This is a genomic window from Stenotrophomonas sp. SPM (assembly GCF_003105135.1).
In the GTDB taxonomy this organism is placed as follows: Bacteria; Pseudomonadota; Gammaproteobacteria; order Xanthomonadales; family Xanthomonadaceae; genus Stenotrophomonas.
Window position 1 is genome coordinate 1 of record NZ_QETL01000056.1, and the last position, 25106, is coordinate 25106.

At 66.9% G+C, this 25106-nt stretch carries 19 protein-coding genes and 1 pseudogene; 7 read left to right on the forward strand and 13 right to left on the reverse strand.

What is annotated here, in order from left to right:
• A pseudogene (locus tag DCO49_RS12595) lies at window positions 1-519 on the reverse strand (hypothetical protein); the annotation flags it as partial.
• Window positions 520-529: 10 nt separating this feature from the next.
• On the reverse strand, window positions 530-1129 hold the full coding sequence (locus DCO49_RS12600) for an NfuA family Fe-S biogenesis protein (RefSeq protein WP_116864319.1): 600 nt from the start codon (window positions 1127-1129) through the stop codon (window positions 530-532).
• A gap of 90 nt (window positions 1130-1219) precedes the next feature.
• Between DCO49_RS12600 and DCO49_RS12605 the strand changes: the two genes are divergently transcribed.
• From DCO49_RS12605 to zupT, 3 genes are all read left to right on the forward strand, one after another.
• Window positions 1220-1570 carry a 4a-hydroxytetrahydrobiopterin dehydratase gene (locus tag DCO49_RS12605; RefSeq protein WP_079222470.1) on the forward strand — a complete coding sequence of 117 codons (351 nt, stop codon included), beginning with the start codon at window positions 1220-1222 and terminating at the stop codon, window positions 1568-1570.
• Entirely contained in the window at window positions 1567-1983 is a 417-nt protein-coding gene (locus DCO49_RS12610; protein ID WP_079222471.1) for an energy transducer TonB, read from the forward strand. Before DCO49_RS12605 ends, DCO49_RS12610 begins: the two co-directional genes overlap by 4 nt.
• Window positions 1984-2081: 98 nt before the next feature.
• Window positions 2082-2891 (forward strand): zinc transporter ZupT, encoded by an 810-nt coding sequence (zupT, locus tag DCO49_RS12615; protein ID WP_116864320.1) that lies wholly within the window; start codon window positions 2082-2084, stop codon window positions 2889-2891.
• A gap of 101 nt (window positions 2892-2992) precedes the next feature.
• On the opposite strand, the gene DCO49_RS12620 is transcribed toward zupT, so the two are convergent.
• Window positions 2993-3967, reverse strand: a complete 975-nt coding sequence (locus DCO49_RS12620) for an RluA family pseudouridine synthase (protein ID WP_116864321.1) — start codon at window positions 3965-3967, stop codon at window positions 2993-2995.
• A 407-nt stretch (window positions 3968-4374) separates the two neighbouring features.
• Between DCO49_RS12620 and DCO49_RS12625 the strand changes: the two genes are divergently transcribed.
• The gene (locus DCO49_RS12625) at window positions 4375-7629 is read left to right on the forward strand and encodes an Rne/Rng family ribonuclease (protein WP_116864322.1); all 3255 of its coding nucleotides are present in this window, start codon (window positions 4375-4377) and stop codon (window positions 7627-7629) included.
• A gap of 164 nt (window positions 7630-7793) precedes the next feature.
• On the opposite strand, the gene DCO49_RS12630 is transcribed toward DCO49_RS12625, so the two are convergent.
• The 10 genes from DCO49_RS12630 to DCO49_RS12675 form a co-directional block, all read right to left on the reverse strand.
• Window positions 7794-8678 (reverse strand): endonuclease/exonuclease/phosphatase family protein, encoded by an 885-nt coding sequence (locus DCO49_RS12630; protein WP_116864323.1) that lies wholly within the window; start codon window positions 8676-8678, stop codon window positions 7794-7796.
• A gap of 2 nt (window positions 8679-8680) precedes the next feature.
• On the reverse strand, window positions 8681-11848 hold the full coding sequence (locus DCO49_RS12635) for a discoidin domain-containing protein (protein ID WP_116864324.1): 3168 nt from the start codon (window positions 11846-11848) through the stop codon (window positions 8681-8683).
• Entirely contained in the window at window positions 11845-12681 is an 837-nt protein-coding gene (locus DCO49_RS12640) for a carbohydrate ABC transporter permease (protein ID WP_079222477.1), read from the reverse strand. The genes DCO49_RS12635 and DCO49_RS12640 overlap by 4 nt, the downstream gene beginning before the upstream one ends.
• Window positions 12678-13559 carry a sugar ABC transporter permease gene (locus DCO49_RS12645; RefSeq protein ID WP_116864325.1) on the reverse strand — a complete coding sequence of 294 codons (882 nt, stop codon included), beginning with the start codon at window positions 13557-13559 and terminating at the stop codon, window positions 12678-12680. The genes DCO49_RS12640 and DCO49_RS12645 overlap by 4 nt, the downstream gene beginning before the upstream one ends.
• The gene (locus DCO49_RS12650; protein ID WP_207776487.1) at window positions 13556-14851 is read right to left on the reverse strand and encodes a sugar ABC transporter substrate-binding protein; all 1296 of its coding nucleotides are present in this window, start codon (window positions 14849-14851) and stop codon (window positions 13556-13558) included. The genes DCO49_RS12645 and DCO49_RS12650 overlap by 4 nt, the downstream gene beginning before the upstream one ends.
• A gap of 49 nt (window positions 14852-14900) precedes the next feature.
• Window positions 14901-16505 carry a glucoamylase family protein gene (locus tag DCO49_RS12655; protein WP_116864327.1) on the reverse strand — a complete coding sequence of 535 codons (1605 nt, stop codon included), beginning with the start codon at window positions 16503-16505 and terminating at the stop codon, window positions 14901-14903.
• 248 nt (window positions 16506-16753) lie between these two features.
• Window positions 16754-19813 carry a TonB-dependent receptor gene (locus DCO49_RS12660; RefSeq protein ID WP_116864328.1) on the reverse strand — a complete coding sequence of 1020 codons (3060 nt, stop codon included), beginning with the start codon at window positions 19811-19813 and terminating at the stop codon, window positions 16754-16756.
• Between the two features lie 75 nt (window positions 19814-19888).
• Window positions 19889-20926 (reverse strand): LacI family DNA-binding transcriptional regulator, encoded by a 1038-nt coding sequence (locus DCO49_RS12665; RefSeq protein WP_116864329.1) that lies wholly within the window; start codon window positions 20924-20926, stop codon window positions 19889-19891.
• 148 nt (window positions 20927-21074) lie between these two features.
• On the reverse strand, window positions 21075-21350 hold the full coding sequence (locus DCO49_RS12670) for a BolA family protein (RefSeq protein ID WP_116864330.1): 276 nt from the start codon (window positions 21348-21350) through the stop codon (window positions 21075-21077).
• Window positions 21347-21646: a YciI family protein gene (locus tag DCO49_RS12675; RefSeq protein ID WP_116864333.1), complete on the reverse strand. Its 300-nt coding sequence runs from the start codon at window positions 21644-21646 to the stop codon at window positions 21347-21349. The genes DCO49_RS12670 and DCO49_RS12675 overlap by 4 nt, the downstream gene beginning before the upstream one ends.
• A gap of 371 nt (window positions 21647-22017) precedes the next feature.
• Between DCO49_RS12675 and DCO49_RS12680 the strand changes: the two genes are divergently transcribed.
• From DCO49_RS12680 to DCO49_RS12690, 3 genes are all read left to right on the forward strand, one after another.
• Entirely contained in the window at window positions 22018-22923 is a 906-nt protein-coding gene (locus DCO49_RS12680; protein WP_116864331.1) for a ScpA family protein, read from the forward strand.
• A gap of 13 nt (window positions 22924-22936) precedes the next feature.
• Window positions 22937-23818: an SMC-Scp complex subunit ScpB gene (scpB, locus tag DCO49_RS12685; protein ID WP_116864332.1), complete on the forward strand. Its 882-nt coding sequence runs from the start codon at window positions 22937-22939 to the stop codon at window positions 23816-23818.
• On the forward strand, window positions 23811-25106 hold a 1296-nt coding region (locus DCO49_RS12690; protein ID WP_133249429.1), incomplete at its 3' end, for a pseudouridine synthase. The genes scpB and DCO49_RS12690, both read left to right, overlap by 8 nt.

The following is a 25106-nucleotide window of genomic DNA, read 5'->3' on the forward strand; positions in this document are numbered from 1 at the left end:
CTCGCCCGCCGGCTGGCCACTGGCCACCGCACCAGCTTCGGCGGCAGCGGCCGCCTCGGCTCCGGGCTGGTCGCCGCCGCCTTCCTGCGCGCCGCGGCCGACAAATTCAATCCGCACGCGCTCGCCTTCGGCACCGGCGTCGTCCGGCGCGGTGGTGCGGATCACCGCCACCCACAGCAGCAACAGGAAGAACAGCAGGTGCAGCAGCGCGCTGACCACCGCCGAGGTCCAGCGCATCCAGCGCTGGTCACGCGGGGCCGGCTCCCATCCCTGCCACAGCAGGCGCCGCGCCGCCCCCCACGGGCTCAAGGCCGGCAGCAGCCCGGGGCGTCCGGGCAATGGGCGTGGCAGCAGCACCGCGATCACGTCGCTGGCATGGAACGGCCGCGCGATCGGCTTCAGCGAGCGCAGCCAGATCGCCCAGCCATAGGGCAGGCGCGTGCGTTTTTCGAGGATGAGAGGGTGCTGCTGGCGCGCCAGCAGCAGATCGATCAGTTGCTCGGCTCTGGGCAGAGGCACGCGTTGGCGATCAGGCGGCGTTGCCGCGGGGGATGTACGGCGCGTGGCCGCTGTCATGGTCGGTCGCGTCGCGCACGGCGGTGACGCCCGGCACGCGGCCCATCAGGGTCTTTTCGATGCCCTGCTTGAGCGTGACGTCGGCCATGCCACAGCCCTGGCAGCCGCCGCCGAAGCGCAGCAGCACCACGCCATCGGCCGAGACTTCCTGCACGGCGACCTTGCCGCCATGCGAAGCGAGCTGCGGGTTGACTTCGTTTTCCACCACCCAATGCACGCGCTCGACCAGCGAGGCGGCCTCGCCGGGCGCTTCGCCCTTGATGCGCGGGGCCTTGATGGTCAGCTGCTGGGTGCCTGCGGTGCCGGGAACGATGTCGATCTCGGCACCGTCGAGCCAGCCCACGCTGAGCGCGTCGACATAGAGGGTGAAGCCATCGCAGTCCACGGCCCACTCGTCACCGAGCAGGTCGCTGGGTTCGGCGAACTCCAGGCGGGCGTCTGCGCGCGGCGTGCCGGGATCGACGGCGCTCAGGCGCACGCCCATGCCGGGCACGCCCTCGCGTTCGATCAGCTTGCGGAAGTGGGTCTGGGCAGTGTCGGAGATCTGGATCATCAGGCTATTCTAGCCAAGTCAGCGCCGGTCGCTCATTCGGTTTATACACCGGCCGGCGCATTGTTCAGTCAATTCGAGGTGGAGGAACCCATGTCCGACCTGATTCCGCTGGCACAGGCGCGTTGCGTGCCGCGCAAGGGCAGCGACCACAAGCTGGGCGAAGCGCGCCTGGCCGAACTGCTGCCGCAGGTGCCGGGCTGGGAACTGGCCGAGGCCGGCCAGGCGCTGGTGCGCACGTTCCGCTTCAAGGATTACTACGCCACCATGGCCTTCGTGAACGCGCTGGCCTGGATCGCCCACCACGAGGACCACCACCCGGACCTGGGCGTGCACTACGACCGCGCCGTCGTGCGCTATTCCACCCACGACGTGGGCGGGCTGAGCGAGAACGACTTCATCTGCGCGGCCAAGACCTCGGCCCTGACGGAGCACGTGAAATGAATGTTCGACTGCTGAGCCTGTCCCTGCTCGCCGCCACCGGCCTGGCGGGCTGCGGTTCGTCCGAGCCGCCGGCACCGCCGGCCGCGCCGCCCACCGAGGTGGCCGCGGTGAAGACCCCGCCGCCGCAGTACCCGATGGAGCTGGCCTGCACCGGCGTGGGCGGCACCAGCACCTTCAAGGTCACCATCGGCACCGATGGCCGCCCCAGCGAAGTCCTGCTGCTGACCGGCGCCGGCAACGCGCAGCTGGATGACCTGGCCAGGACCGCCGTCCAGGCGTGGGAGTTCAAGGCCGCCACCCGCAACGGCCAGGCCGTGCCCGCCACCATCCAGGTGCCGGTCAGCTTCAACCCGCCGCAGCCGAAGCCGGACCAGTGCTTCGCCATTGAAGAGCGGATGCGCCGCGGCGGCTGAAGGCCGACGTAGCGACCAGGCCAGCCGACGCCCGCCGTGCCCCCGCCGCCCCGTCCTGACCCGGGGCGGCTGCTGAATGACCAGGAACGCGTCGGTAAATGCTGCAGATCTCCCCGGAAAACTTCTGGATCGCGCTCGCGGTCACCCTCGCCGCTGGCCTGGCTACGGCCATCGGCAGCCTGCTGGTCCTGTTCTCGCGCCGCCCGAGCCCGCGCCTGCTGGCGTTCGGCCTGGCGTTTGCCGGCGGCGCGATGGTGTACGTCTCGCTGTCGGAAATCCTGAACAAGTCGATCGAATCGTTCGCGCTGGCCTACGGCGCGCGCGGCGGCTTCACCTGGGGCACCATCGCCTTCCTGCTGGGCGTGCTGGCGATCGTGGCCATCGACCATCTGATCCCGAACCCGCACGAGACGCTGGATTCAAAGGAACCTGCGTTCCGCGACAACAACAAGGCCTACATCAAGCGGGTCGGCCTGCTGACGGCCGTGGCGATCACCGCGCACAACTTCCCCGAAGGCCTGGCCACCTTCTTCGCGACGGTGGAAAGCCCGTCGGTGGGCATGCCGCTGGCCTTCGCCATCGCCATCCACAACATCCCCGAGGGCATCGCCATCGCGGTGCCGGTGTACTTCGCCACCCAGAGCAAGCTGCACGCCTTCATGGCCAGCCTGCTGTCGGGTCTGGCCGAGCCGGTGGGCGCGGTGCTCGGCTACTTCCTGCTGAAGGGCTCGCTGTCGCACGCCACGTTCGGCTGGGTGTTCGGGCTGATTGCCGGGGTGATGGTGTTCCTGGCGCTGGATGAACTGCTGCCGGCGGCCAAGCGCTATGCCAAGGGCCACGAGACCGTGTACGGGCTGGTGGCGGGCATGGGCACGCTGGCGATCAGCCTGGTGCTGTTCAAGTGGTGAGGGATTTGCGCGCAGCCCCGTAGAGTCAAGCTTGCTCGACTGGCTTTCTGCGCAACCCGGCAGAAGAGCAGTCGAGCGTGGCTCGACTCTACAAGAGCTCCTTACTTCAGCCGTTCGAGCGCTTCCACCAGCTCGTCGGCCAGCGGTGCGTTCAGCACGTACGGGGTCTTGCCGGCGTCCAGCGCGAACTCCAGCGAGGCCGCATGCAGGAACAGGCGCTTCAGCCCGATCTGCTCACGAAGCCGCTTGTTGACCGCCGGATCGCCGTATTTGTCGTCACCGGCCACCGGATGACCCAGATGCTGGGCATGCACGCGGATCTGGTGGGTACGGCCGGTCTCGATGCGCACTTCGCAGTACGAATGGCCACCCTTGCGCTCCAGCACCCGGAAGTGGCTGATCGATTCCTTGCCGATCGCGTTGACCTGCACGTGGCGCTCGCCACCCTGGCGCAGGCCCACGTGCAGCGGCGCGTCGACCGTCATCACGCCGTCGGGCATGCGGCCGGCCAGCAGGGTCAGGTAGCGCTTGCGGATGCCGGCACCGTGGTCTTCACGCAGCAGCGCCTGCAGCTCGCTCAGCGCCGAACGCTTCTTGGCCACGATCAGCAGGCCCGAGGTGTCGCGATCCAACCGGTGGACCAGCTCCAAGGTCTGCCCCGGGCGCAGGGCACGCAGGGTCTCGATGGCGCCGAAGCTGATGCCGCTGCCGCCGTGGCTGGCCACGCCGGTCGGCTTGTTCAGGGCCAGCAGGCGCGCATCTTCGAAGACGATGGCCTGTTCCAGGCGGCGCATGAAGGACTCGGGCGGACCCGCCTTGTCTCCTTCCTCGGTGAGACGAACCGGCGGCACGCGCACCTCGTCGCCCGCTTCCAGCTTGCGTTCGGCCTTGGCGCGACCGCCATTCACGCGGACCTGGCCGCTGCGCACCAGCTTGTAGACCAGGCTGCGCGGGGCGCCCTTGAGCTGGCCCAGCAGGAAATTGTCCAGGCGCTGGCCCGCACGGTCCTCGGGAACGGTGATCATGCGCACGGAAGGCTTGTCGCCAGCGGGCTTGGTGGGGTCTGATGCAGTCATCTGGCTGTTTATTCTGTTACACTCGGGGGGCGAGATAAGGGATTGATTTTGTTGGAAGTTACTCAGGGCCAGAAGCCCAGCTTCCGACGAATCCGGCACAGTGCGCGACCACCGCCCGCGGGGCGGCCATGTTAGCGGCTCACCGGCCTTCCCGGCCATCGCCGGATGCCTGACACGCAACCGTGCTGAACATGTCCCGTGTGGCGCTCCAGCCTGGCTGACAGCTGCCTCCGGCCCTGCAACACCCCAAAACCAGAAAAGTGAAGCGCTCCCGCGGCCTGCCGTGGTGTCGTAGCGCTGGAAACCCAAGCCGCCCTCCCCGCGCATGCGCGAATGGGCGGTGAACCGTGTCCAGAGGCGAAACCCCATGGCGTTCCGCGCGGTAGCCGCTTGCGAGGAACGCAACAATGAAGCGAATGCTGATCAACGCCACGCAGGCCGAAGAACTGCGTGTTGCCATCGTCGATGGCCAGTCGTTGTATGACATCGATATCGAGCAGCCGGCGAAGGAACAGAAGAAGTCCAACATCTACAAGGGCCGGATCTTCCGCATCGAGCCCTCGCTGGAAGCGGCCTTCGTCGAATACGGCGGTGGCCGCCATGGCTTCCTGCCGCTGAAGGAAATTTCCCGCGACTACTTCCAGGCCGGCGTCGACCACAACAAGGCCGGCATCCGCGAGCTGCTGAAGGAAGGCCAGGAAATCGTCGTCCAGGTGGACAAGGAAGAGCGCGGCAACAAGGGCGCCGCCCTGACCACGTTCATCTCCCTGGCCGGCCGTTACATGGTGCTGATGCCGAACTCGCCGAGCGCTGGCGGTGTCTCGCGTCGCATCGAAGGCGAAGACCGGGCCGCCCTGAAGGACGCCCTGGACAAGCTGAACATCCCCGACGACATGGGCGTGATCATCCGCACCGCCGGCGTCGGCCGCGATGCCGAAGAACTGCAGTGGGATCTGGATTACCTGCTGAACGTCTGGCGCGCCATCGCCGAAGCTGCCCTGAGCAAGCCGGCCCCGTTCCTGATCTACCAGGAATCGCGCCTGATCGTGCGCGCCCTGCGTGACTACCTGCGCGCCGACATCGGCGAGATCCTGGTGGACACCGAGGAGATGTACGAGCACGCCCGCGAGTTCATGCAGCAGGTGATGCCGCAGACCCTGCGCAAGCTCAAGCATTACAAGGACGACATCCCGCTGTTCAACCGCTTCCAGATCGAATCGCAGATCGAAGGCGCCTACGAGCGCAACGTGCGCCTGCCGTCGGGCGGCTCGATCGTGGTCGACCAGACCGAAGCGCTGACCGCCGTCGACGTCAACTCCTCGCGCGCCACCAAGGGCAGCGACATCGAGGACACCGCCTTCCAGACCAATCTGGAAGCGGCCGAGGAAGTGGCCCGCCAGCTGCGCCTGCGCGACCTGGGCGGCCTGGTGGTCATCGACTTCATCGACATGGCCTCCAACAAGCACCAGCGTGAGGTCGAGAACCGCCTGGCCAACGCGCTGAAATACGACCGCGCGCGCGTCCAGGTCGGCCGCATCTCGCGCTTCGGCCTGCTCGAAATGAGCCGCCAGCGCCTGCGCCCGAGCCTGGGTGAGTCCAGCCAGATCGTCTGCCCGCGTTGTGACGGCCACGGCCGCATGCGCAGCGTCGAGTCGCTGTCGCTGTCGATCATCCGCGTCGCCGAAGAGCATGCGATGAAGGAGAACACCGGGCAGGTGCTGGTCCAGGCCCCGGTGGAGATCGCCAATTACCTGCTGAACGAGAAGCGCAGCGCCCTGCGCGAGATCGAGCAGCGCCACGAAGCGCCGATCGTGATCGTCGCCGACGAGCAGCTGCACACCCCGCACTACAACGTGACCCGCCTGCGCGAGAACGAGCTGGGTGAAGACAGCAACAAGCCGAGCTACCAGCGTGGCACCCCGCGCAAGCTGCCGGTGCACGCTCTGACCAAGGGCCAGCTGAACATCCCGCCGCCGGCCGTGACCCAGGTCAAGCACACCGCACCGGCCCCGGTGCGCGCCGAAGCCGAACCCGTGGCCGCTCCGGCCCCGGCACCGGTCGCCGCTGCCCCGGCACCGGCCGCCAGTGGCGGCGTGGTGGGCTGGCTGAAGCGCATCTTCGGTGGCGAGCCGGCTCCGGCCCCCGCTCCGGCCCCGGCAGCCCGCCAGCCTCAGCAGGATGGCGGCCGCAGGGACCGCAACAAGGATCGCAACAAGGACCGCAAGGACCGTCGCGACGACAGCCGTGGCAACGGCGGCAACGGCAATGCGCAGCAGCAGAAGGACGGCGGCAACCGCAAGGACCGCGGTGAGCAGCGCAAGGATGGCCGCCAGGGCGGCAACAACAACGGCAACGCCCAGCAGCCGCCCCAGCAGGGCAAGCAGAAGGACGGCCAGCAGAAGGACGGCCAGCAACAGCCGCAGCAGCAGAAGCAGCCGCGCAACGAGCTGCAGGGCCAGAACCCGCAGCAGCAGCCGAAGCTGAAGCAGCCGAAGCAGCCACGCCCGCAGCAGGACGGCGAGAAGCCGACCGAGAAGCCGCAGCGCGCCGCCGCCGAAGCACCGGTCGACACCGCAACCGCGGCTGCCGCCGTGGCCGCGACCGTCGTCGCCGCCAACGCAGTGACCGCGCAGGAAGGCACCGCGCCGGTGGCACCGGCTGCACCGGTCGCCGACGTGGTGGTGGCTGATGCCGCACCGGTGGCCGATGCCACGGTGGCTGCAGGTACGGACGCCGACGCGGTTGCCGTGTCCGGCGAAGATGCTGCGACCGATGCCGCAGGCGAACAGGCAGGCGAAGGCGCGACCCGCCGCCGCCGTGGCCGTCGCGGTGGCCGTCGTCGTCGCCGTGGTGGCGCCGAGAATGCCGCCGGTACCGATGCCCTGGGCGATGACCAGGACGACGGTGACGAAGGCGATGACAACGACAGCGCTGACCAGGCTGCCGACACTGCCGCCGAGGCCGCTCCGGTCGCCGCCGCGCAGCCGTCGCGCTCGCAGCCGGAATTCGATTTCGATGACGAAGTCGAGCCGGTGGCCGTGGAAGCTGAGAAGCCCGCCCGTGCACCGGTCGCCGTTGCTGCTGCCGCCCCGGTGGTTGCCGTGAGCAGCGCCGTGGTCGAAGCCGTCGCTCCGCAGGAAGCGGCAGCCCCGGCACCGGTCATCAAGGCCGAGCCGGCCCCGCAGCCGGTGCAGACCAGCATGCTGGACCAGATCGACGCTGCAACCCCGGCCCAGCCGGAAGCACCGGTCGCTCCGGTGGCTGACGCCAAACCGGTTGTCGAGGAAGCTGCCCCGGTGGCCGCGCCGGCACCGGTGGTCGTCGAAGCCGCTCCGGTGGTGAACGTGGCTCCGATCGTCGAAGCCAAGCCGGTGATTGCTGAAGCCGCCCCGGTGGTGGAAGCCGCTCCGGTGGTGGAAGCGAAGCCGGTCGTCGAGGCCGCCCCGGTGGTCGAAACCGCACCGGTCGTCGAGCAGCCGGCAGCGCCGGTGGCCGTCGAAGCCGCGCCGGTCGAAGCCGCAGCACCGGTGGCCGAAGCCGTGGTGACGCCGTCGATCGACCCGGTGGCCGATGGCCATGCCGATTCGGCCAGCCAGGCCGCTGATGCCCAGGCATCGGACGAAGACGAAGAGGCCGCCAAGCGCACGCCGCCGGCGAACTGATCGTTCTTTGATCGCGTAGAACGAAACGGCGGGGATCGATGATCCCCGCCGTTTTTGCTTGTGCGTCTGCCGCCGCGCTGGTGGATGCCACGCCGATTCAACGCACGCGGATACACCCGTGCCAACCAAGGTTGGCACCTGCCATCACGTGAAACCCTGCGGGGTCAGCGTGCCGGGGCGAACTGCAGGCGGGTCCAGACCCCGTAGTGGTCCGACGCCCAGCGACCGCTGTCGTCGGGCTGGTCGAACAGGATCTTCGCTTCGCGCGCGACCATCCGGTCCTGCTGGAAGAAGATGTGGTCGATGCGAGAGGGCGCCTGGTAGTAGTGCCGGTTCAACGTACTCACACCGGTCAGGTCGGTGTTCACGTGCACGCTGCCGTAGCTGTCGCCGTAATGGCTGCGCAGCTCGCTCAGGTCGCCCGCATCCACCAGAGCGTTGAAGTCACCGGCGATCACCACCGGCGCACCGGCCGAGGTGTCGGTGATATAGCGCAGCAGGTCTTCCACCTGGCTTCGGCGGATGCCCTGGCCACGCTCGTCGCTGCGCTCGTTCAGATGCGTGGCATAGACGTTCACCGGCTGCCCGTCCACGTCGATGCGCAGGTGGGCCACGGTGCGGTAGTCATCCAGCGGCTGCAGCAGGTGCTCGCCGTGGGCCAGGATCGCCCGCCGGGTCAGCAGGGCGTTGCCATAGCGCTTGGGCGCGCCCACCGGATCAGTGGAGACGAAGACGTACTTGTAGCCGAGCTGGCTGGCCAGCCACTGCGCCTGGTTGCGCACGTTGCGGCGCTGGATCACTTCCTGCAGGGCGATGGCATCGGGCTGCAGGCGCTTGAGCTCGGCCACGATCGTGCGCCGCCGGGTCGGCCAGTCCTCGCGGTCATGGTGCAGGTTGAAGGTCACCATGCCCATTCCGGGTGCGGTCGATGACTCCACAACGGCGGGTTCACCCAACGGCTGCGCCACCGCCAGCTCCGACAACGCCAACGCGATTGCCAGCCCCAGGGCGCGCACTGCCACGCGCGCCCTCCCCTGCTTCAACGCCATGCTCACTGCCCCTTGCGTTCTGCGCGGCGCACCGCGCTTGGCACGTCGATCTCGATCCGTGCCGGCAGCTGGTGCACGCGCAGCTCGCGGTTGCTCCATTCGGCCGGCTCGCCATTGATGGTGGCCGCACCCGGTTCGCCGCTGTACGGCCACGGCAGCACGACGCCACCCGGCGGCGGCATCAGGCCCGGCTGCAGGTCCAGCACCAGCTGCTTGTCACTGCGCTGCAGGCGGTAGTTCAGCTGGCCCTGCGGCGTGCGCAGGCCCTGCACCGCGATGCCATCCCCCTGGAACCAGGCGGTGGGAATGCCGGCAGCCAGCACCAGCGCCTCATCGGCGTCGCGGTTGTAGGCGAACATGTCCAGTGCCGAGCGCACGAAGTCGGATGCCACCCAGGCATGCGGTAGGTCACCGACGAAGAACGGCGTGCGCGGCGTGCGCGAGACCACTTCGGCCCACTGGTTCCAGGCCTGCGGCGCGCGGTCCTTGAAGAAGAACTGGGTGGCCTGCCAGGCACGGTCGCGCCAGCCCAGGCGCACGAAGGCCGCCACGTTGCGCCACTCGTAGGGCGTGTAATCCTTCCATTCGCGCTTGCCATCACGGCGCGCGACGAACTCGGTCCAGTAGCGTTCGAAGGTCGCCTCCAGCGCCTCCTGCGGCAACCGGCCCTGCTCGCCACCCGGCGCCAGCGCGATGGTGGTGGAGGTGGCATCGAAATCACCCAGCTCGGCGGAACCGGGCAGATAGTCGATCCTGTGCTGCTGCATGGCAGACAGCAGCGAGGACTGCAGGTCGTCGCGGAACTGGTCGCGCGACTCGCTGATCTGCATGGCTTCGAGCTTGCCCAGCTGGGCGGCCACCTGTGCGGCATCCTTGTAACCGCGCAGTGCCCAGAAGTTGTCCCAATACGAGTGCATCGGCTTGGCAGAATAGCCTTCGTGGCTGATCGAGGCCGGCATCATTCCGTAGAAGGCGGGATTGCGCGCGCGGTTCTCTTCGGTGCGCTCGCTGGCGCGCAGCTGCTCCATGTAGCTGTAGGCACCCTGCACGTGCGGCCACATCAGCTCGAGGAAAGTGCCGTCGCCGGTGTAACGCCAGTACTCGGCGATGTTGTAGATCAGCTCGCCATGGCTGTCGTTCTCCGGCACCGGGTCGCTGCCGCGGGCATCGACGCAGCACGGTACCTTGCCGTTCTCGAACTGGAACGGCGCATACCAGGTCACGTAATCGCGCACGGCATCGCTGCGGCCCATGCGCAGCAGGCCTTCGGAAATCATCGCGCCATCGCGGATCCAGCTGCGCGCGTACGAACGCGTGCCCGGCTGCAGGCGCGGGCCGACACGCGAGATCAGCATGTGCGCCACCGCGGTCCGCAGGGTTTCCACCAGCGGCTGGCCCGCCGCGGGCACCTGCAGGCTGACCACGCCCAGCTTGTCGCGCCACATCACTGCGACCTGCTGTTGCGCCTTGGCCACGTCCAGCGCCTGCGGCTTCCAGCCGCCGGTCTGCGGCAGCACCACGGCCACCTCGCGGCTCTGCCCGGGTTCGAGCTTGATCGTGTACAGCAGGGCGCCGGAAGCCAGGCCCGTGGAATCCTTCACCGCCGTGGTCGTCGGGAACTTGCCTGAGGCCAGGTGCATCGCATCGAGCTTGCCGTCGAACGTGGTGGCGAAGCGGGCGTCCGGGGCCTGCAGCGGGTAAATGCGCGGCTCGCCGTTGACGCGCACCAGCTGATCGCCCACGTCCAGCGCTTCGATGCGACTGAAGCCACCGGTGGTGTTGAGGAACTGGGTCGGCGGGTTGACCTGCCAGGGCCGGATCGCCAGCGCCAGGGTGTATTCGTGGGCGACCTTGTCCGGGTTGCTCAGGCGGTAGCGGCCGATCAGCTGGGCGCGGTCGGGCGTGCCCTGCACGAAGCTGGTCACCGACAGGCCGGCCTTCTCATGCACCCAGTCGACTGTGGCGATGGGCAGGTAACGGTCCTGCAGCGACTGCGTGGCGGCCACGCTGGACCAGTCCAGCAGCTTGCCGTCCAGGCGGATGAACGGCTCGATGCTGAAGCTGCCCTTGGCCGGCTCCAGCGCGCCATCCTCGCTGATGAGGGCCTGTTCCTGGCCGCCATCGAGGCCGAGCAGGGTCCAGTACGGCTGCTCGCCGACGTAGGCACGCGGCAGCGAACCGCGCGGCAGGTCTGCGGCCACCGAGGACAGGAAGGCATTGGGCGTGGCCGCGAATGCCAGCGGCTTCAGCGCGATATCGCGGATGCCGTAGCGCCAGTTGGGCCCGTCTTCCAGGTCGAAGCGCACGTAGCGCGCATCGGTATCGGGCAGCGCCAGCCAGTCTCGGCCGCCACCACCACCGCTGACCTCGCGCACGGTGCGCCAGTCACGGCCGTCCTCGGAGGTGCGCACGACGTAACGGGTCGCCTCCAGGTTGGGCAGCCAGTCGATCACCGCGCCGCCGATCTCGCGGCTCTTGTGGAGGTCCAGGCTGATGGTCTGCTGCTTGACCCCGCCGCTGACCCAGAACGTATCGCTCTTGCCGTCGATCATGCGGTCCTGCAGCGCGGTGGCCGTATCGGCGATCACCGACGGCATCAGCGCCGAGTCATCCTGCGGCGGCAGGCCCTGCAGGGTCAGCTTGTCGAAGCACACGGTGCCGCGGCCACCGACCTTGCTGTAGATGGTGAACTCGACCGCCGCGCTGCGCGCCATCTCCTTTTCGGCCGACGGCCCCCAAGCCTTGTCGATCTGCCGGCGGCGGTATTCCACCGGCGTCCAGGCCTTGTTGAAGCTGTAGCCGGGGCGGTTGACCCACCAGACGTTGTCGCCGCTGGCATCGATCAGCTTGAACTGCAGGTCGTTGCGCGGGGAATCACCGCGCAGCTGGAACCCGAACCGGTAATTGGCCGGGTACTCGATGTTCAGCGCGCGGCGGATGCCCACATAGCCGGAAACCTTGTGGAAGTCGTAATCAAGGCACAGCGCGCGGCCGCCGCCGGCGCCGCTGACCGGCCGCAGCGAACCGCTGACCTGGTCGGACAGCACCAGCTTCCATGCGGTGATGTCGTCGAAGTCATCCAGCACCTTGGGCGCCGGCAGCGCCGGTGGTGCGGCGATCGCCAAGGAGGTCCACAACAGGCCCAATCCAACGGCGATCGCTCGCTTCATCCCTTGACGCTCCCCAGCAACAGACCTTGGATGTAGTACCGCTGCAGGACCAGGAACAGGGCCAGCACCGGAACCACGGTGACCACCGCGCCGGCCATCATCATTTCCACGTCCATGATGTGCTCGCGCGAGAGGGTGGCCAGCGCCACCGGCAAAGTGTAGTGCTCCTGGTCGGTCAAGACGATCAGCGGCCACATGAAATCGTTCCACGCGCCCATGAAAGTAAAGATCGCCAGGGTCACCAGCACCGGCTTGAGCATCGGCAGCACGATCTGGAAGAAGATGCGCAGCTCCCCTGCCCCGTCGATGCGGGCCGCTTCCAGCAGCTCGTCCGGGATGGAACGGGCGTACTGGCGCACCAGGAAGATGCCGAACACGCTGGCCAGCGCCGGCACGATCACGCCGCCGAAGCTGTTGACCAGGCCCAGCTGCTTCATCAGCAGGAACAGCGGCAGCATCGCCACCTGCGCCGGGATCACCAGCGCGGCCATCAGCACCTGGAACAGGCGTTCACGGCCGACGAAGTTCAGCTTGGCGAAGGCATAGCCGGCCATGGTGTTGAGCAGCAGCGAACCGAAGGTGATCGCCACCGACACCAGCAGGCTGTTGGCGAAGTTGCCGCCCATGCCGGTGCGCGCGAACAGCTCGGTGTAGTTGTGGGTGGTGACGTGCGAGGGCAGCAGCGGAGGCGGGAAATGGGTCGCCTCACCCTGCGGCATGAACGATACCGAGAGCATCCACAACAGCGGCGCCAGGCTGACCAGGGCCAGCACCAGCAACGCGCCATTGATCATCCACGGGTGCCAGCGCGACTGGCCGATCTCACGACTCATACCAACTGCCTCTTGCGGCCGAAACGCAGCATCACGGTGGTCACCGCCAGGATGATCAGGAACAGCAGGAACGCCACGGCAGAGGCGCGTCCCAGGTTCCACCACTTGAAGCCTTCCTCGAACATGAAATACAGCACGCTGACGGTGCTCTGCAGTGGGTCGCCGCGGGTCATGACGTACGGTTCGGCGAACAGCTGGAAGTAGCCGGACACGGTAATGACGCCGACCACCAGCAGCACCGGGCCGAGCATCGGCAGGGTGATGTGCAGGAACTGCTTCCAGCGCGACGCGCCGTCGATGCGCGCGGCCTCGTACAGGTCATGCGGGATGGCCTGCAGGCCGGCCAGGAAGATCACCATGTTGTAGCCGAAGTTCTTCCACACGGCGAACAGCATGATGGTGGGCATCGCCCAGTTGGGGTCGCCCAGCCAGTCGATCGGGCTGATGCCGATGTGGCCCAGGCCGTAGTTCACCAGGCCATAGCTGGTATGGAACAGGTAGCGCCAGATCACCGCCACCGCAACCAGGGTGGTCACCACCGGGGCGAACAGCGCGGTGCGGAACAGCGCCTTGAAGCGGGCGGCCGGCGCATTGAGCAGCATCGCCGCGCCCAGCGACACGCTGATCGACAGCGGGACGCCGATCACCACGAAGTACGTGGTGTTCCACAGCGACTTCCAGAACATCGGCGTCTGCAGCAGGTCGATGTAGTTGCCCAGCCCGACGAAGCGCAGGTTGGCGCCGTCAGCCAGCGCGTACAGGTCAAAGTCGGTCACGCTCAGGGCGAGCGCCGAGGCGACCGGCAGGCCGAAGAACACGCCCAGCACGATCAGCGAGGGGCCGGCGAAGATCCAGCCGGCGAGGGACGAACGTTTCATTGCGGGCTCCCGGCCGCGACTGCGCTGGTCGAGCCCGAAGGGGTCTCGCTGGGCTGCAGGCGTTGTTGTTCATGCATCCAGCGGCGCTTGGCCAGCACCTTGTCCACGCGCTGGTCCAGCTCTTCCACGGCCTTGTCCTGCGGCATGCCGCCACGCACCACCTTTTCGGTGACGATGCGCATTTCCTGCACGATGCGCTCCCATTCGAGCACCTTCGGCGTCGGCTTGACGCGCTCCAGCTGGTCACGGAACGCGGCGGCCAGCGGATCGTTGGCCAGCGACGGGGCGTTCCAGGTGCTGCGGCGCGGCGGCAGGTCACCGATGATGGAATGGAAACGGGCCTGGATTTCCGGGCGCGACAGGAACTCGATCAGCTTCCACGACGCTTCCTTCTGCTGCGACTTGCGGAAGATCACCAGGCTTGTGCCACCGGCGATGCCGGCGCCCGGACCGTCCGGGCCCGGCAGGGCGGCAGTGCCCCACTTCCCTTCCAGTTCCTTGGGCTGCAGCTTCTTGAACTCGCGGATGTTCCAGGGGCCGGAGATGTAGAACACGTTGAAGCCGCGGAAGAATTCATCCCAGACGTTGGAGATCTGCGTCTCGGACATCTTCGGCGCCCAGCCCTGCTCGAACATGTTGCCGTAGAAGGCCAGGGTACGACGGAAGCCGGGGCTGGAAAAGTTGCCACGGGTGTCGTCGTCACGCAGCAGCGGATCGGGCTGCTGCAGGGCCAGCGACAACTGCTGCTCGAACTCGTTGATCGGCATCAGCACCGCGTAGCGGTTTGGCCCCTGCTTCTTCTTGATCGCAGCCATCTGCTCGTCCCATTCCGCCCAGGTGCGCGGCGGATGGTCGAAGCCGGCCTGCGCCAGCAGGTCCTTGCGGTAGTAGATCAGGCGGGTATCGACGTACCACGGCACGCCCACCAGCTCGCCATGGATCACGTTGGTATCCCAGATGCCCTGGAAATAATCCTGCGGATCGACCACCGACGAATGCTGCACGAACGGCTGCAGCGGGGTCAGCGCGTTGAGTTCGGCGAACTCGGGCACCCAGGTGTTGCCGAGCTGGCAGACATCGGGCAGGCCGTCGGCGGCGAACGCGGTCAGCAGCTTTTCGTGCGCGGCCGTCCAGGGAATGTTCTGCACATCCACCTTGATGCCGGGGTTCTCGGCCTCGAACTCGTGGATGAGTTCGCTGACCACTTCGGCCTCGCGGCCCATCGCCCAGAAGCGGACCGTGGTGGTGCCCTGCTCGGTGCGCGCGCAGCCGGCCATGGCCAGTGCGGCCATCGCAGGCAGGGCCCAGCGTCGCAGGCGGTCAATCCAGTCTTGCACCTTGTTACTTCCCCTGGCCCGTGTTGCGGTTGGCATTGTTCTTCTGTTCCTGCGCGGCAGCCGCGCGTGATTCTGCGATACCGACCGCACGTGCCGCCGCGGCCTTCTCATCCTTCTCCAGCACCAGCGGCTGGAACGACCCTTCCGGGGCCAGCCAGCCACCGCTGAAACCGGCCCGTTCCAGGCCCTTGCGGATGTACGGGTTCTTCTTCATGACTTCCCAGACGAAGTCGTTGCGGTAGTTGGCGATCATCGTCAGGATCGGGCCCTGGTCGATGGCGATGTAATCGCTGGCCACCCAGCCGCGGTCCGGCACCATGCGGCCGGTCTTGATCGGGATGTCGTAGTTGAAGCTCGGGTTGAACGAATCCAGGAAGCCGTAGCTGGAATAGATGTAGTCGCCGTAGCGCTTGTGCATCTCCAGCGTGGCCGGGATCACTTCCTCGGGCGCGAACACGATCGAGGAGATCGCCGCGGTCGGGGCGATGGTGCCGTCATCGAAGTTCTCGCGCAGGCCGGCGCCGCGCGAGGAGTAATGGCGGAACTGGCGCTGCTCGCCACGATATTCCTGGGTGGTATTCTGCGGGCCGTCGCTGGCGGTCAGGCCCCAGACGTTCTCGCCGTAGTCCTTCCACTGCATCGGGTTGGCGATGGCGTATTCGCGGTGGGCCAGCGCGGCCGAGCGGCTGTTGAGGAAGTAGGTGCTGCCACGCTCGCGCATGTAGGCGTCCTGGATGTCGCGGAAGTCGATCCAGACGTGGCTGTACTGATGGCCGAACAACGGGCCGAAGGAGAGGTATTCCTGCCCCTGGTAGACGCCCCAGTCGTTGTCGTAGGTGCGGGTCCAGACCGTCCACGCATCCGGGCTGACCGGATGGCTGGGCGAGCCCAGGGCGAGGATGTAGACCATCATCGCCTCGTTGTAGCCCATCCAGTCGTGGTCGATGAAGCCGCTCTCAGGGAACCAGCCCATCGAGATCAGCGGCGCACGCTGCTGCAGCCACGGCCAGTCGACCTGCTTGTACAGCTGGTCGGCGATCTGCCGGATCTCCTTCTCGCGCGGGTCATCGCCATCGTAGTACGACTGGGCGAACAGCACGCCCATCATCAGCAGCGCGGTGTCGACCGAGGACAGCTCGACCCAGCTGTCGTAGCGGCGGCCTTCCTGCATGTCCAGGAAGTGGTAATAGAAGCCCTTGTAGCCAGCCTTGCCGGTGCGCTGCGGGCCCATCGGCACGTCGCGGAAGAACTTCAGCGTGGTCAGGGTGCGGTCGATCGCCTGGTTGCGGCTGACCCAGCCGTTCTCGATGCCGATCGGGTACGCGGTCAGGGCGAAGCCGACCGAGGCGATGCTGGCGAACGGACGCGACGGGTAGCGGTCCGGGGTCAGGCCGTTGAGTTCGTTGGTGGTGTCCCAGAAGAACTGGAACGTACGGCGCTCGATGTCATCGAACAGCGGCGGCAGTTCCGGCTTCATCGGCCGCGGCGGCGCATCGGCTTCCAGCAGGATCACCGGCGGCTTCGGCTTGGCAGGCGCCTGCTGGGCCGGTTTGCAGGCGGCGATGGCCAGGGTCATCGCAGCGGCGGTCAACAGGTGGCGTGCCTGCATGGCGCGGGTCCTCCGGAAAACTGATCGATCGGAAAGCATAACGTCCAATGGCCTGAAATCGTTTACAAACCGAACTCAAAAAAAAACACGCAGCGTGGTCGCGGAACTGCTGCCATTGCCCAGTCCCCTGCCCCGTCATCGATACGGCGCAGGGGGCTGGACAATGGACCGGCCGCAGGGACCGGCCATTGCCAGGTCCCGATGCCAGCGGCGGACCACTGGCATCGGGGTGTTGCGTGCACCACTGCTTAGAAGCGGAAGCCCACTTCCGCCTTGACCTGGCGCGGAGTACCGATGATGTCGCCGGTCTCGTTGTAGCTGGCCTGCAGCTTGCCGTTGGTCTTGACGTAGTTGTAGGTGGAGAAGTTGTCGAAGTTGAACACGTTGATGATGTCGATACGCGCATACATCTCGGTGTCACCCGGCATCTTGAACGTCTTCGTCGCCTGCAGGTCGACCGAACGGTAGCCGAAGATCTTGCCACCCAGCAGGAACTTGCCGTTGGCGTTCGGCACGGCGGCCTGCGGGGTCGGCAGGTTGTAGCCGCTGGCCTGCGGCACCGGATACCAGTCGTTGACGGCGGTCGGGGTGGCCAGGGTGATCTTGCCACCGAAGGTGATGCCCCAGAAGCCAGCGTACGAACCGGTCATCACCAGGCGGTGGCGCGGGGCACCGTTGGAACGGATGGTCGGGTAATCCTCGATCAGGCCGCGGTCGAAGGCGTACTTCTCGTTGATGTCGCGGTTGTGGCGTGCGGTCGTCCAGGTGTAGGCGATCGAGGTGCCCCAGCCGCTTTCCTTGGTGAACGGCTTCTGCGCCGACAGCAGGACCTGGGTCGCACGGGTCTTGATGCCCTGCTGGCCGATGATCAGGCTGCCGAAGCCCGGCACGTTGCAGCTCCAGGCCTGGCTCAGGCCCGGCTCGGTGCCACCGCACAGGCGCGGGTCATCGAAGAACTGGCCGGTCGGGTAACGGTTGCCCAGCGTGAAGGCGAAGCCGTCGTAGCTCAGGGTGCGGGCGATGGTGGCGTCGGTCAGCCAGTCACCGATCTGGTTGCTCATGCCCAGGCTGAACTGATCCGAGTACGGCGCCTTCAGCTTGTTGTTGAGCAGGTCGACTTCCAGGCCGGCATTGCTGGTCGAACCGACCAGAGCCTGCAGGTTGCCAATGCCGTTGAGCAGGTTCGGGTTCCAGTCATAGCAGGCGGCCTGACCGTTGATGCAGGTGCCGGTGGCCGGGTTGCGGAAGTAGATGGTCGGCTGCGGCAGGGCCAGCTTGGTGGTTTCCAGCTGCAGGTTGTCGAACAGATCGCGGTCGTACGAACGGCCGGCACCACCGTGGATCACGTGCTGCTCGTCGGCGTTGATGTCATACGAGAAGCCCAGGCGCGGCTGCCAGGCATCCTTGAACGCCTTGCGGTTGTGGCCGTTGCTGATGTAATCGCTGATGTCCAGGCCGCCCAGTGCCAGCGAATCGGCGTAGGTCTGGCCGGCGGGGGCGCGCGGATCCTGCGAGTAGATGGCGTCGACCACCTGCTGCGGGGTCACGAAGTCCAGGTAGGACGGGGTCTTTTCGTAATCCCAGCGCAGGCCGAGGTTGACCTGCAGGTGGTCGTTGACCTGCCAGTCGTCCTGGATGAACACGCCGTACTGCTTGGACTTCGAACGCACTTCACCTGACACGCCCGACACGCCGGTCACCGGCTTGACGAACTGCGCCTTGTACGGGATGGAATCCGGGAAGTCCGGATCGCCCAGGCTGTAGGTGAAGGTCGGGTTGATCTGCGCCGCATCGGAGGCGTACAGGTCGATCGCCTTGTACTTCACGCCCATCTTGATGGTGTGGTCGCCGGCCCACTGGATGCCGTCCAGGGTCAGGTTGTCTTCGATCGACCAGCCCTTCTGGCCCTTCACCTGCGAATCCAGCGCCGAGGCGCCACCGATCTTGACGATGGTGCGGTCTTCGGTGCCGTCCGGTGCGGTGTAGGTGATGCCGTTGGCCAGGGTCAGCGGGGTCGGGTTGTTGAACGAGTCTTCGTGGGTGACCATCATTTCGTTGTAGAAACGCTCGCCGCTGTGGTTCCAGCGCAGGGCGTAACGACGGTCGGTGTTGACCACTTCACGGCCGGCTTCCGGCGAGGTCTGGCCACTGAACTGCGACTGGGTTTCGTCGCGGTCCTGGAAGGTCAGCTCGATGCGGTCGTTGTCGGTCGGCTCGAAGTCGATCTTGCCGAAGATCAGGTCCTGCTGGAACGGCTGGCTGGCCGGGCCCAGGCCGGCGGCGCCGGCGGGCGGCAGCAGGCTGGCGGCGCCGGTGACGGCACCGTCCGGCGCGATGGTGACCGGCAGGTCGAAGCGCTTGGCTTCGTAGGTCACGAAGAAGTGCGCCTTGTCCTGGATGATCGGGCCGCCCAGGGCGAAGCCGTATTCCTTCTCGGCCGAGACCATCTTGTCCTTGCCGCCCTGGCGCTCGGCCGGGGTCTTGGCACGCATGTCTTCGTCGGTGTAGCGGTAGAACGCCTCACCCTTGAATTCATTGGTACCGGACTTGGTCGCAGCGGTCACTGCGGCGCTCGACACCTGGCCGTACTCGGCCTTGTAGTTGCCGCTGATGACCTTGTATTCGCCGATCGCCAGCTGCGGGAACGGATTACCGGCGCTGCCGGACTGGCCGGCCACGCCGCCGCCCTTCACGTAGCTCTTCTGGCCCACGCCGTCGATGTAGACGTTGGTGCCGTCGGAGTTGGTGGCACCGCCGCGCAGCGAGGTGTTGCCCTTGGCATCACGGGTGAAGATCAGGCCCGGCACCGCATCGGCGAACTCCAGGAAGTTGCGCGACACCTGCGGGGTGGTCTGGATCTGCTGCAGGCTGACGGTCTTGCCGACTTCGGAGGTGCGCACTTCCTGCAGCAGGGTCGGTGCGACGACGTTGACGGTATCCAGGTTGGTCGCGGCGCTGCCACCCGACGTACCGCCGGCGGCGGCCTCGCTGAAGTTCAGCGTGGAGGTCGAGGCGACGGTGACGGTGACCTTCTGGGTCTGGCCATTGGCGGCCACGTCATAGGTGCCCGGATCCAGGCCCATCAGCGAATAGGTGCCATCGGCGCGCACGGTGCCGCGACGGACGGTGCCGGTGGCAACGTTGGTCGCGGTGACTTCCGAACCGGCCTGGGCGCCGGCCACCTGGCCGCGCAGGCTGGCGTTGGCCGACTGCGCCATGACGTTCGGGGCGGCGGCCAGCATCAGGCAGCTGACCAGGGCGGTGCTCAGCAGCCGGCGGGCCGGCATGCGGATCGTGGAATGCATCATCAACTCAATCTCCGGGTGGCGGTATCCGCGGATGCGGTACCTGCGATCAATCAAAAAGAAGGAACGCCTCTGGCTTCAGTGGCCCGATGGCGGAGTAGTGGAATCGCGAACGATGAGGCGGGGAACAAGCGTCTGCTTGTCACCTGCCCCTTCGGGGGTGTTGCCGTCCATCAACTGCATCAGACGCGTCATCGCCCTATCGCCCAACTCGGCGATACTGACCTGCATGGTGGTCAACGATGGGTGTACAAACCGCGCCAGTGGAATGTCATCGAAACCCGCCAGGGCGACATCGGTGGGCACATGGATGCCTGCCTGCGCGAAGGCATACAGGCAACCCAGGGCCATCATGTCGTTGGCGGCGAACACGGCATCAGGCAGCGCGCCGGCTGCCAGCATCTCCTGACCGGCGCGATGGCCGGAAGCTTCGTCGAAATCACCGGGCAACTCGATGCCTTCGGCGCCCTTGCCGAAAGCCGCCAGCGCGTCGCGGAAGCCACGCAGGCGCTCGCGCGCGTCGAAGTTGAGGTCCGGGCCAGAAATGAACGCGATGCGGCGGTGGCCGGCATCGAGCAGGTGGCGGGTCATGGCCATCGCACCGGCGTGATCGTCGATGCTCAGGACCGGGTGATCCTGCCCCGGCAGATAGGTGTTGATCAGGACCGTGGGCAGCGACTGCGGCAGGTTGTCGGTTAGAAAGCCGGGGCTCTCGGCATAGGGCGAGAGCACCAGCAGGCCATCGACGCGGCCGCGCATGGCACGCAGGGCGGCGCCCTGCTGTACCTGGTCGCCGTGGTAGCTGGACACCAGCAGGTGCTGGCGACGGTTGCGGGCAACGTTGTCGATGCCGCGCATCAGCTCGGAGAAGAATTCGCCGTACAGATCAGGCAGCACCACGCCCACCGTATTGGTACGGCGGCTGCTCAGGCTGCGTGCGGCGGCGTGCGGGGTGTAACGCAGCCTCGCGGCGACCTCCAGCACAAGCTGGCGGACCGGTTCGGCGACATTCTCATGCCCATTCAGCGCGCGGGAAACCGTGGCCACGGAGACCCGGGCTTCTCGTGCGACGTCTTTGATTGTTATGGCTGCCTTGTTCACGAAGCCGCCCTCCACGGCTTGGACCTACCAGCTTGGCGCGGAATGTAAGCGTTTCCATCTGCGCTTGTAAACACTCCGTTAGACGAATGTCCTCGGATGGACACAGAAATCTGACGTGGACAGGTCTGTTCCTGGACCTGGCAGGACTTTGCGGGACAGGACATCAGCCCTGCTCGGACAGGGTGTATGCGCGGATGGACAGCGCATGGATATCGGTCTCCATCAGCCCACCCAGCGCGGCATACACGGCGCGATGGCGCGCCAACGGGGCCATGCCGGCGAACTGTTCGCTGACCACCAGCACGTTGAAATGGCCGCGTCCGTCGCGCGCGCCGGCATGGCCGGCATGGCGATGGCTGTCGTCTTCGATCTGCAGCGTGCTGGGCGCCAATGCCTGCTGCAATGCAGCACGTATTAGATCGATGCGCTGCGCGCTCATGGCAGCACCTTGCGGAAGGGCCGGACCTCGACGCGGGTGTACACGCCCGCGGCCACATACGGGTCGGCGTGGGCCCACTCGCGGGCCTGCGCCAGTGAGTCGAACGCGGCAATCACCACCGAACCACTGAAGCCAGCGGGACCCGGATCCTCGCTGTCGATCGCCGGGCAAGGCCCGGCCAGCAGCAGGCGTCCCTCGTCGCGCAGCGCGTGCAGCCGCGCCAAGTGCTCGGGCCGGGCCTGCAGCCGCTGCGCCAGCACATCCTGGCCGTCGTAACCTTCAATCACATAGAACACGGGCATTCCTCGTTCATGTTGCGGTGCGTCGATTCTAGCCAATGGGCCGCCGATACCGGCCCGGCTGGACACTGGCCAGGCAAAGCCGTACCCTAGACACCATTGCACGTGGCGTGATGCAGCAGCCCGTCGGTTTTTGCGGCCAACGCAGCCCCGACGACCGTACCGCTGCTTCGAACCGGGCCAACCGGCCGGGCCACGTAGACGACCTCCCCGTAGTCCCGTCGCCGCCGTTTTCCTGCGGCGCGTCCTGCTGTTTGATATGTGTGGAATCGCGCCGATCCCGGCGTGTCTGGTGCCTGCGGCGCCGTGGCGAAGGCCCGGCAGAACCGGCACCGCGACTGGTCCGTTGCAATCCTATTGTCCATTAGATGACTTCCGAACTCGCGCTCGACGCGAACCCGCCAACCCGGCCGCCCGCCCCCCAGCAGCAGGAAATGCCGCTGGCCGTGGTGCATGGGCAACCGGTCCTGCAGATTCCGCAGGACCTGTACATCCCGCCGGATGCGCTGGAAGTCATCCTGGATGCCTTTGAAGGTCCGCTGGACCTGCTGCTGTACCTGATCCGCCGGCAGAACCTGGACGTGCTGGACATCCCCGTGGCCGAGATCACCCGGCAGTACGTGGAATACATCACCGTGATGCGCGAGCTGCGTTTCGAGCTGGCCGCCGAGTACCTGGTGATGGCCGCCATCCTGGCCGAGGTGAAGTCGCGCATGCTGCTGCCGCGCCCGGTCAGCGAGGAGGGCGACGAGGCCGACCCGCGTGCCGAGCTGGTGCGCCGGCTGCAGGAGTACGAACGTTTCAAGCAGGCCGCCGAGGATATCGACGCCCTGCCCCGCCAGGACCGCGACACCACGGTTGCGCACGCCTTCATGCCCGAGCGGGCGACGGTGAAGCTGCCGCCGCCGGTGGACCTGAAGGAAATGCTGCTGGCCCTGCACGACGTGCTCAAGCGTGCCGAGCTGTTCAGCGGCCACGCGATCAAGCGCGAGGCCCTGAGCGTGCGCCAGCGCATGGGTGAAGTGCTGGGTCGTCTGGAGGACGGCAGGTTCTACCGCTTTGAAGGGCTGTTCACCGCCGAAGAAGGCAAGCTGGGCGTGCTGGTCACGTTCCTCGCAGTGCTGGAACTGGCCAAGGAACAGCTGCTGGACCTGGTCCAGGAAGAGCCGCTGGCGCCGATCTACGTGAAGTCCCTGGCCGCCGGCAACACCAACGCCCCGCTGCAGTTCAGCAGCGAGTTCGACGACAACGACGCCGCCAATGAGAAAGAGTGAGCGCTGACTGCCGATGGACCAGACGCTGATCAACCGCATTGTCGAAGGTGCCCTGCTGGCCTCGAGCCAGCCGCTTACCCTGGCCCAGCTGAAAGACCTGTTCCCGGAAGAGGAACCGGCACCGCCGGGCAGCATCGAACGTGCGCTGGAGCGCCTGCGCGAGGGCTGCGAAGGCCGCGGCGTGGAACTGGTGGAGGTCGCCTCCGGCTTCCGCTACCAGGTGACCGGCGAAGTGCATGGTTGGATCAGCCGGCTGTGGACCGAACGCAAGACCCGTTACACCCGTGCCACCCTGGAAACCCTGGCGCTGATTGCCTACCGGCAGCCGATCACCCGCGGCGAGATCGAGCAGGTGCGCGGCGTGGCGGTCAGCAGCAACATCATCCAGGCACTGGAAGAACGCGAGTGGATCCGCGTGGTCGGCCACCGCGACGTGCCCGGCAAGCCGGCGCTGTTCGGTACCACCAAGGGCTTCCTGGACTATTTCGGCCTGAAGCGCCTGGATGAACTGCCGCCGTTGTCGGAACTGAAAGACCTGGGCGAGCTGGAACCGCAGCTGGCGCTGGACCGTGATGGTCCCGCCGTTGCCGGTGCCGCCGGCCCGGACATCAGCGCCGACCCCGATGCGGCCGGTAATGATCACGCCGGCCTGCAGGGCGGCGATGGCAACACCGAGAATTCCGTCGACGCGGCAGCTGCTGCGCCGGCCACCGATGAGCAAGCACCTTCGCCCCTCGATGATGGGCACCCCGATTCCGCGCCGGGCGAGCGCGCGGTGCCAGTGAACGAACGCGAAGACAACGCCGTCGCGACGACGACCGTGGCTGTTGACCAAGCCGATTCCGAACCAGAGGCCGGCCTCGAAACCGTCGGCCGGAGCAAAACTGATGAGTGACACCACCCGTAACAAGCTCTCGCTGAAGCGTGAAGCCACCTCCGAACAGTTCAAGCTGGAAGAGCGCCTGCACAAGGTGCTGGCCCAGGCCGGCCTCGGCTCGCGCCGTGCGCTGGAGCAGCGCATCGCCGAAGGCCTGGTCAAGGTCAACGGCGAAGTCGCGCAGACCGGCATGTCGGTCAAGAGCGGCGACAAGATCGAGCTGGATGGCCGTGGCTTCGTCGCCACCGCCCTGGCCGAGCCGTCGCGCGTGCTGGTCTACAACAAGCCGGAAGGCGAAGTGACCACCCGCGAAGACCCCGAAGGCCGCCCGACCGTGTTCGAATCCCTGCCGCCGCTGAAGGGCGCGCGCTGGATCGCCATCGGCCGCCTGGATATCAATACCACCGGCCTGCTGCTGGCCACCACCGACGGTGAACTGGCCAACGCCATGATGCACCCGTCGTTCGAGGTCGAGCGCGAGTACGTGGTTCGCGTGCGCGCCCCGGAAGGCGAAGAGAAGGTCTCCGACGCCATCGTCGACCGCCTCGCCCGTGGCGTGGCGCTGGAAGACGGCCCGGCCAAGTTCGACGAGATCGAACGCATCGGCGGCACCGATTCGCACGACTGGTTCCGCGTCGTGGTGAAGGAAGGCCGCAACCGTGAAGTGCGCCGCCTGTGGGAATCGCAGGGTTGCCAGGTCAGCCGTCTGAAGCGCACCCGCTACGGCAAGGTCAGCCTGCCGCGCGAACTGGTGCGTGGCCACTCGGTCGAACTGCCCACCGCGCAGGTCGAAGCCCTGCGCGCGCAACTCAAGCTGGAAGAAGGCGCGCCGTCGGCACTGACCCTGCAGCCGGTGATCGGCCAGCGTCGCGCCGCCAAGACCACCGTGCGCGTGCGCGAAGGCGGTCGTGGCAATGCCTACGTCAACGGCCACAGCACCGCCGATGAAGGTCGCGAACTGCGTCGCTTCGACAACGTGCGCGAAGACCGCGGCCGTGGTCGCGGCGGCAAGGGTGGCGGTTTCAAGGGCGGCCTGACCGTCAGCGGTGAAGCGGCGGCCAAGCAGTCGCAGAAGCCGTTCAAGCAGCGCGCGCCGAAGAATGACCGTTCGCTGCCGGAAGGCAACCCGGCCGCGTTCCGTACCTGGTACGTGCCGGACGGTGTCAGCACCGGCCCGAGCGGCCACCGCAACGCTGGTCCGGGCGCACGTGGCCCGGGTGCCCGTGGTCCGGGCGCAGGTGCAGGCGGCCAGGGCCGCCCGTACGGCAAGCCGAAGGGCCCGGGCGCCGGTGCAGGTGGCGGCCAG

What these genes read in the sequence shown, in the direction of transcription:
- scpB (WP_116864332.1), top strand. Translation starts at nt 22,937, where the DNA reads ATGGACCAGACGCTGATCAACCGCATTGTCGAAGGTGCCCTGCTGGCC.
- DCO49_RS12645 (WP_116864325.1), bottom strand. Translation starts at nt 13,559, where the DNA reads ATGAAACGTTCGTCCCTCGCCGGCTGGATCTTCGCCGGCCCCTCGCTG.
- DCO49_RS12650 (WP_207776487.1), bottom strand. Translation starts at nt 14,851, where the DNA reads ATGGCCGCACTGGCCATGGCCGGCTGCGCGCGCACCGAGCAGGGCACC.
- DCO49_RS12635 (WP_116864324.1), bottom strand. Translation starts at nt 11,848, where the DNA reads ATGAAGCGAGCGATCGCCGTTGGATTGGGCCTGTTGTGGACCTCCTTG.
- DCO49_RS12670 (WP_116864330.1), bottom strand. Translation starts at nt 21,350, where the DNA reads ATGAGCGCGCAGCGCATCGATCTAATACGTGCTGCATTGCAGCAGGCA.
- DCO49_RS12610 (WP_079222471.1), top strand. Translation starts at nt 1,567, where the DNA reads ATGAATGTTCGACTGCTGAGCCTGTCCCTGCTCGCCGCCACCGGCCTG.
- DCO49_RS12660 (WP_116864328.1), bottom strand. Translation starts at nt 19,813, where the DNA reads ATGATGCATTCCACGATCCGCATGCCGGCCCGCCGGCTGCTGAGCACC.
- DCO49_RS12655 (WP_116864327.1), bottom strand. Translation starts at nt 16,505, where the DNA reads ATGCAGGCACGCCACCTGTTGACCGCCGCTGCGATGACCCTGGCCATC.
- DCO49_RS12640 (WP_079222477.1), bottom strand. Translation starts at nt 12,681, where the DNA reads ATGAGTCGTGAGATCGGCCAGTCGCGCTGGCACCCGTGGATGATCAAT.
- DCO49_RS12630 (WP_116864323.1), bottom strand. Translation starts at nt 8,678, where the DNA reads ATGGCGTTGAAGCAGGGGAGGGCGCGCGTGGCAGTGCGCGCCCTGGGG.
- DCO49_RS12605 (WP_079222470.1), top strand. Translation starts at nt 1,220, where the DNA reads ATGTCCGACCTGATTCCGCTGGCACAGGCGCGTTGCGTGCCGCGCAAG.
- DCO49_RS12625 (WP_116864322.1), top strand. Translation starts at nt 4,375, where the DNA reads ATGAAGCGAATGCTGATCAACGCCACGCAGGCCGAAGAACTGCGTGTT.
- zupT (WP_116864320.1), top strand. Translation starts at nt 2,082, where the DNA reads ATGCTGCAGATCTCCCCGGAAAACTTCTGGATCGCGCTCGCGGTCACC.
- DCO49_RS12680 (WP_116864331.1), top strand. Translation starts at nt 22,018, where the DNA reads ATGACTTCCGAACTCGCGCTCGACGCGAACCCGCCAACCCGGCCGCCC.
- DCO49_RS12620 (WP_116864321.1), bottom strand. Translation starts at nt 3,967, where the DNA reads ATGACTGCATCAGACCCCACCAAGCCCGCTGGCGACAAGCCTTCCGTG.
- DCO49_RS12600 (WP_116864319.1), bottom strand. Translation starts at nt 1,129, where the DNA reads ATGATCCAGATCTCCGACACTGCCCAGACCCACTTCCGCAAGCTGATC.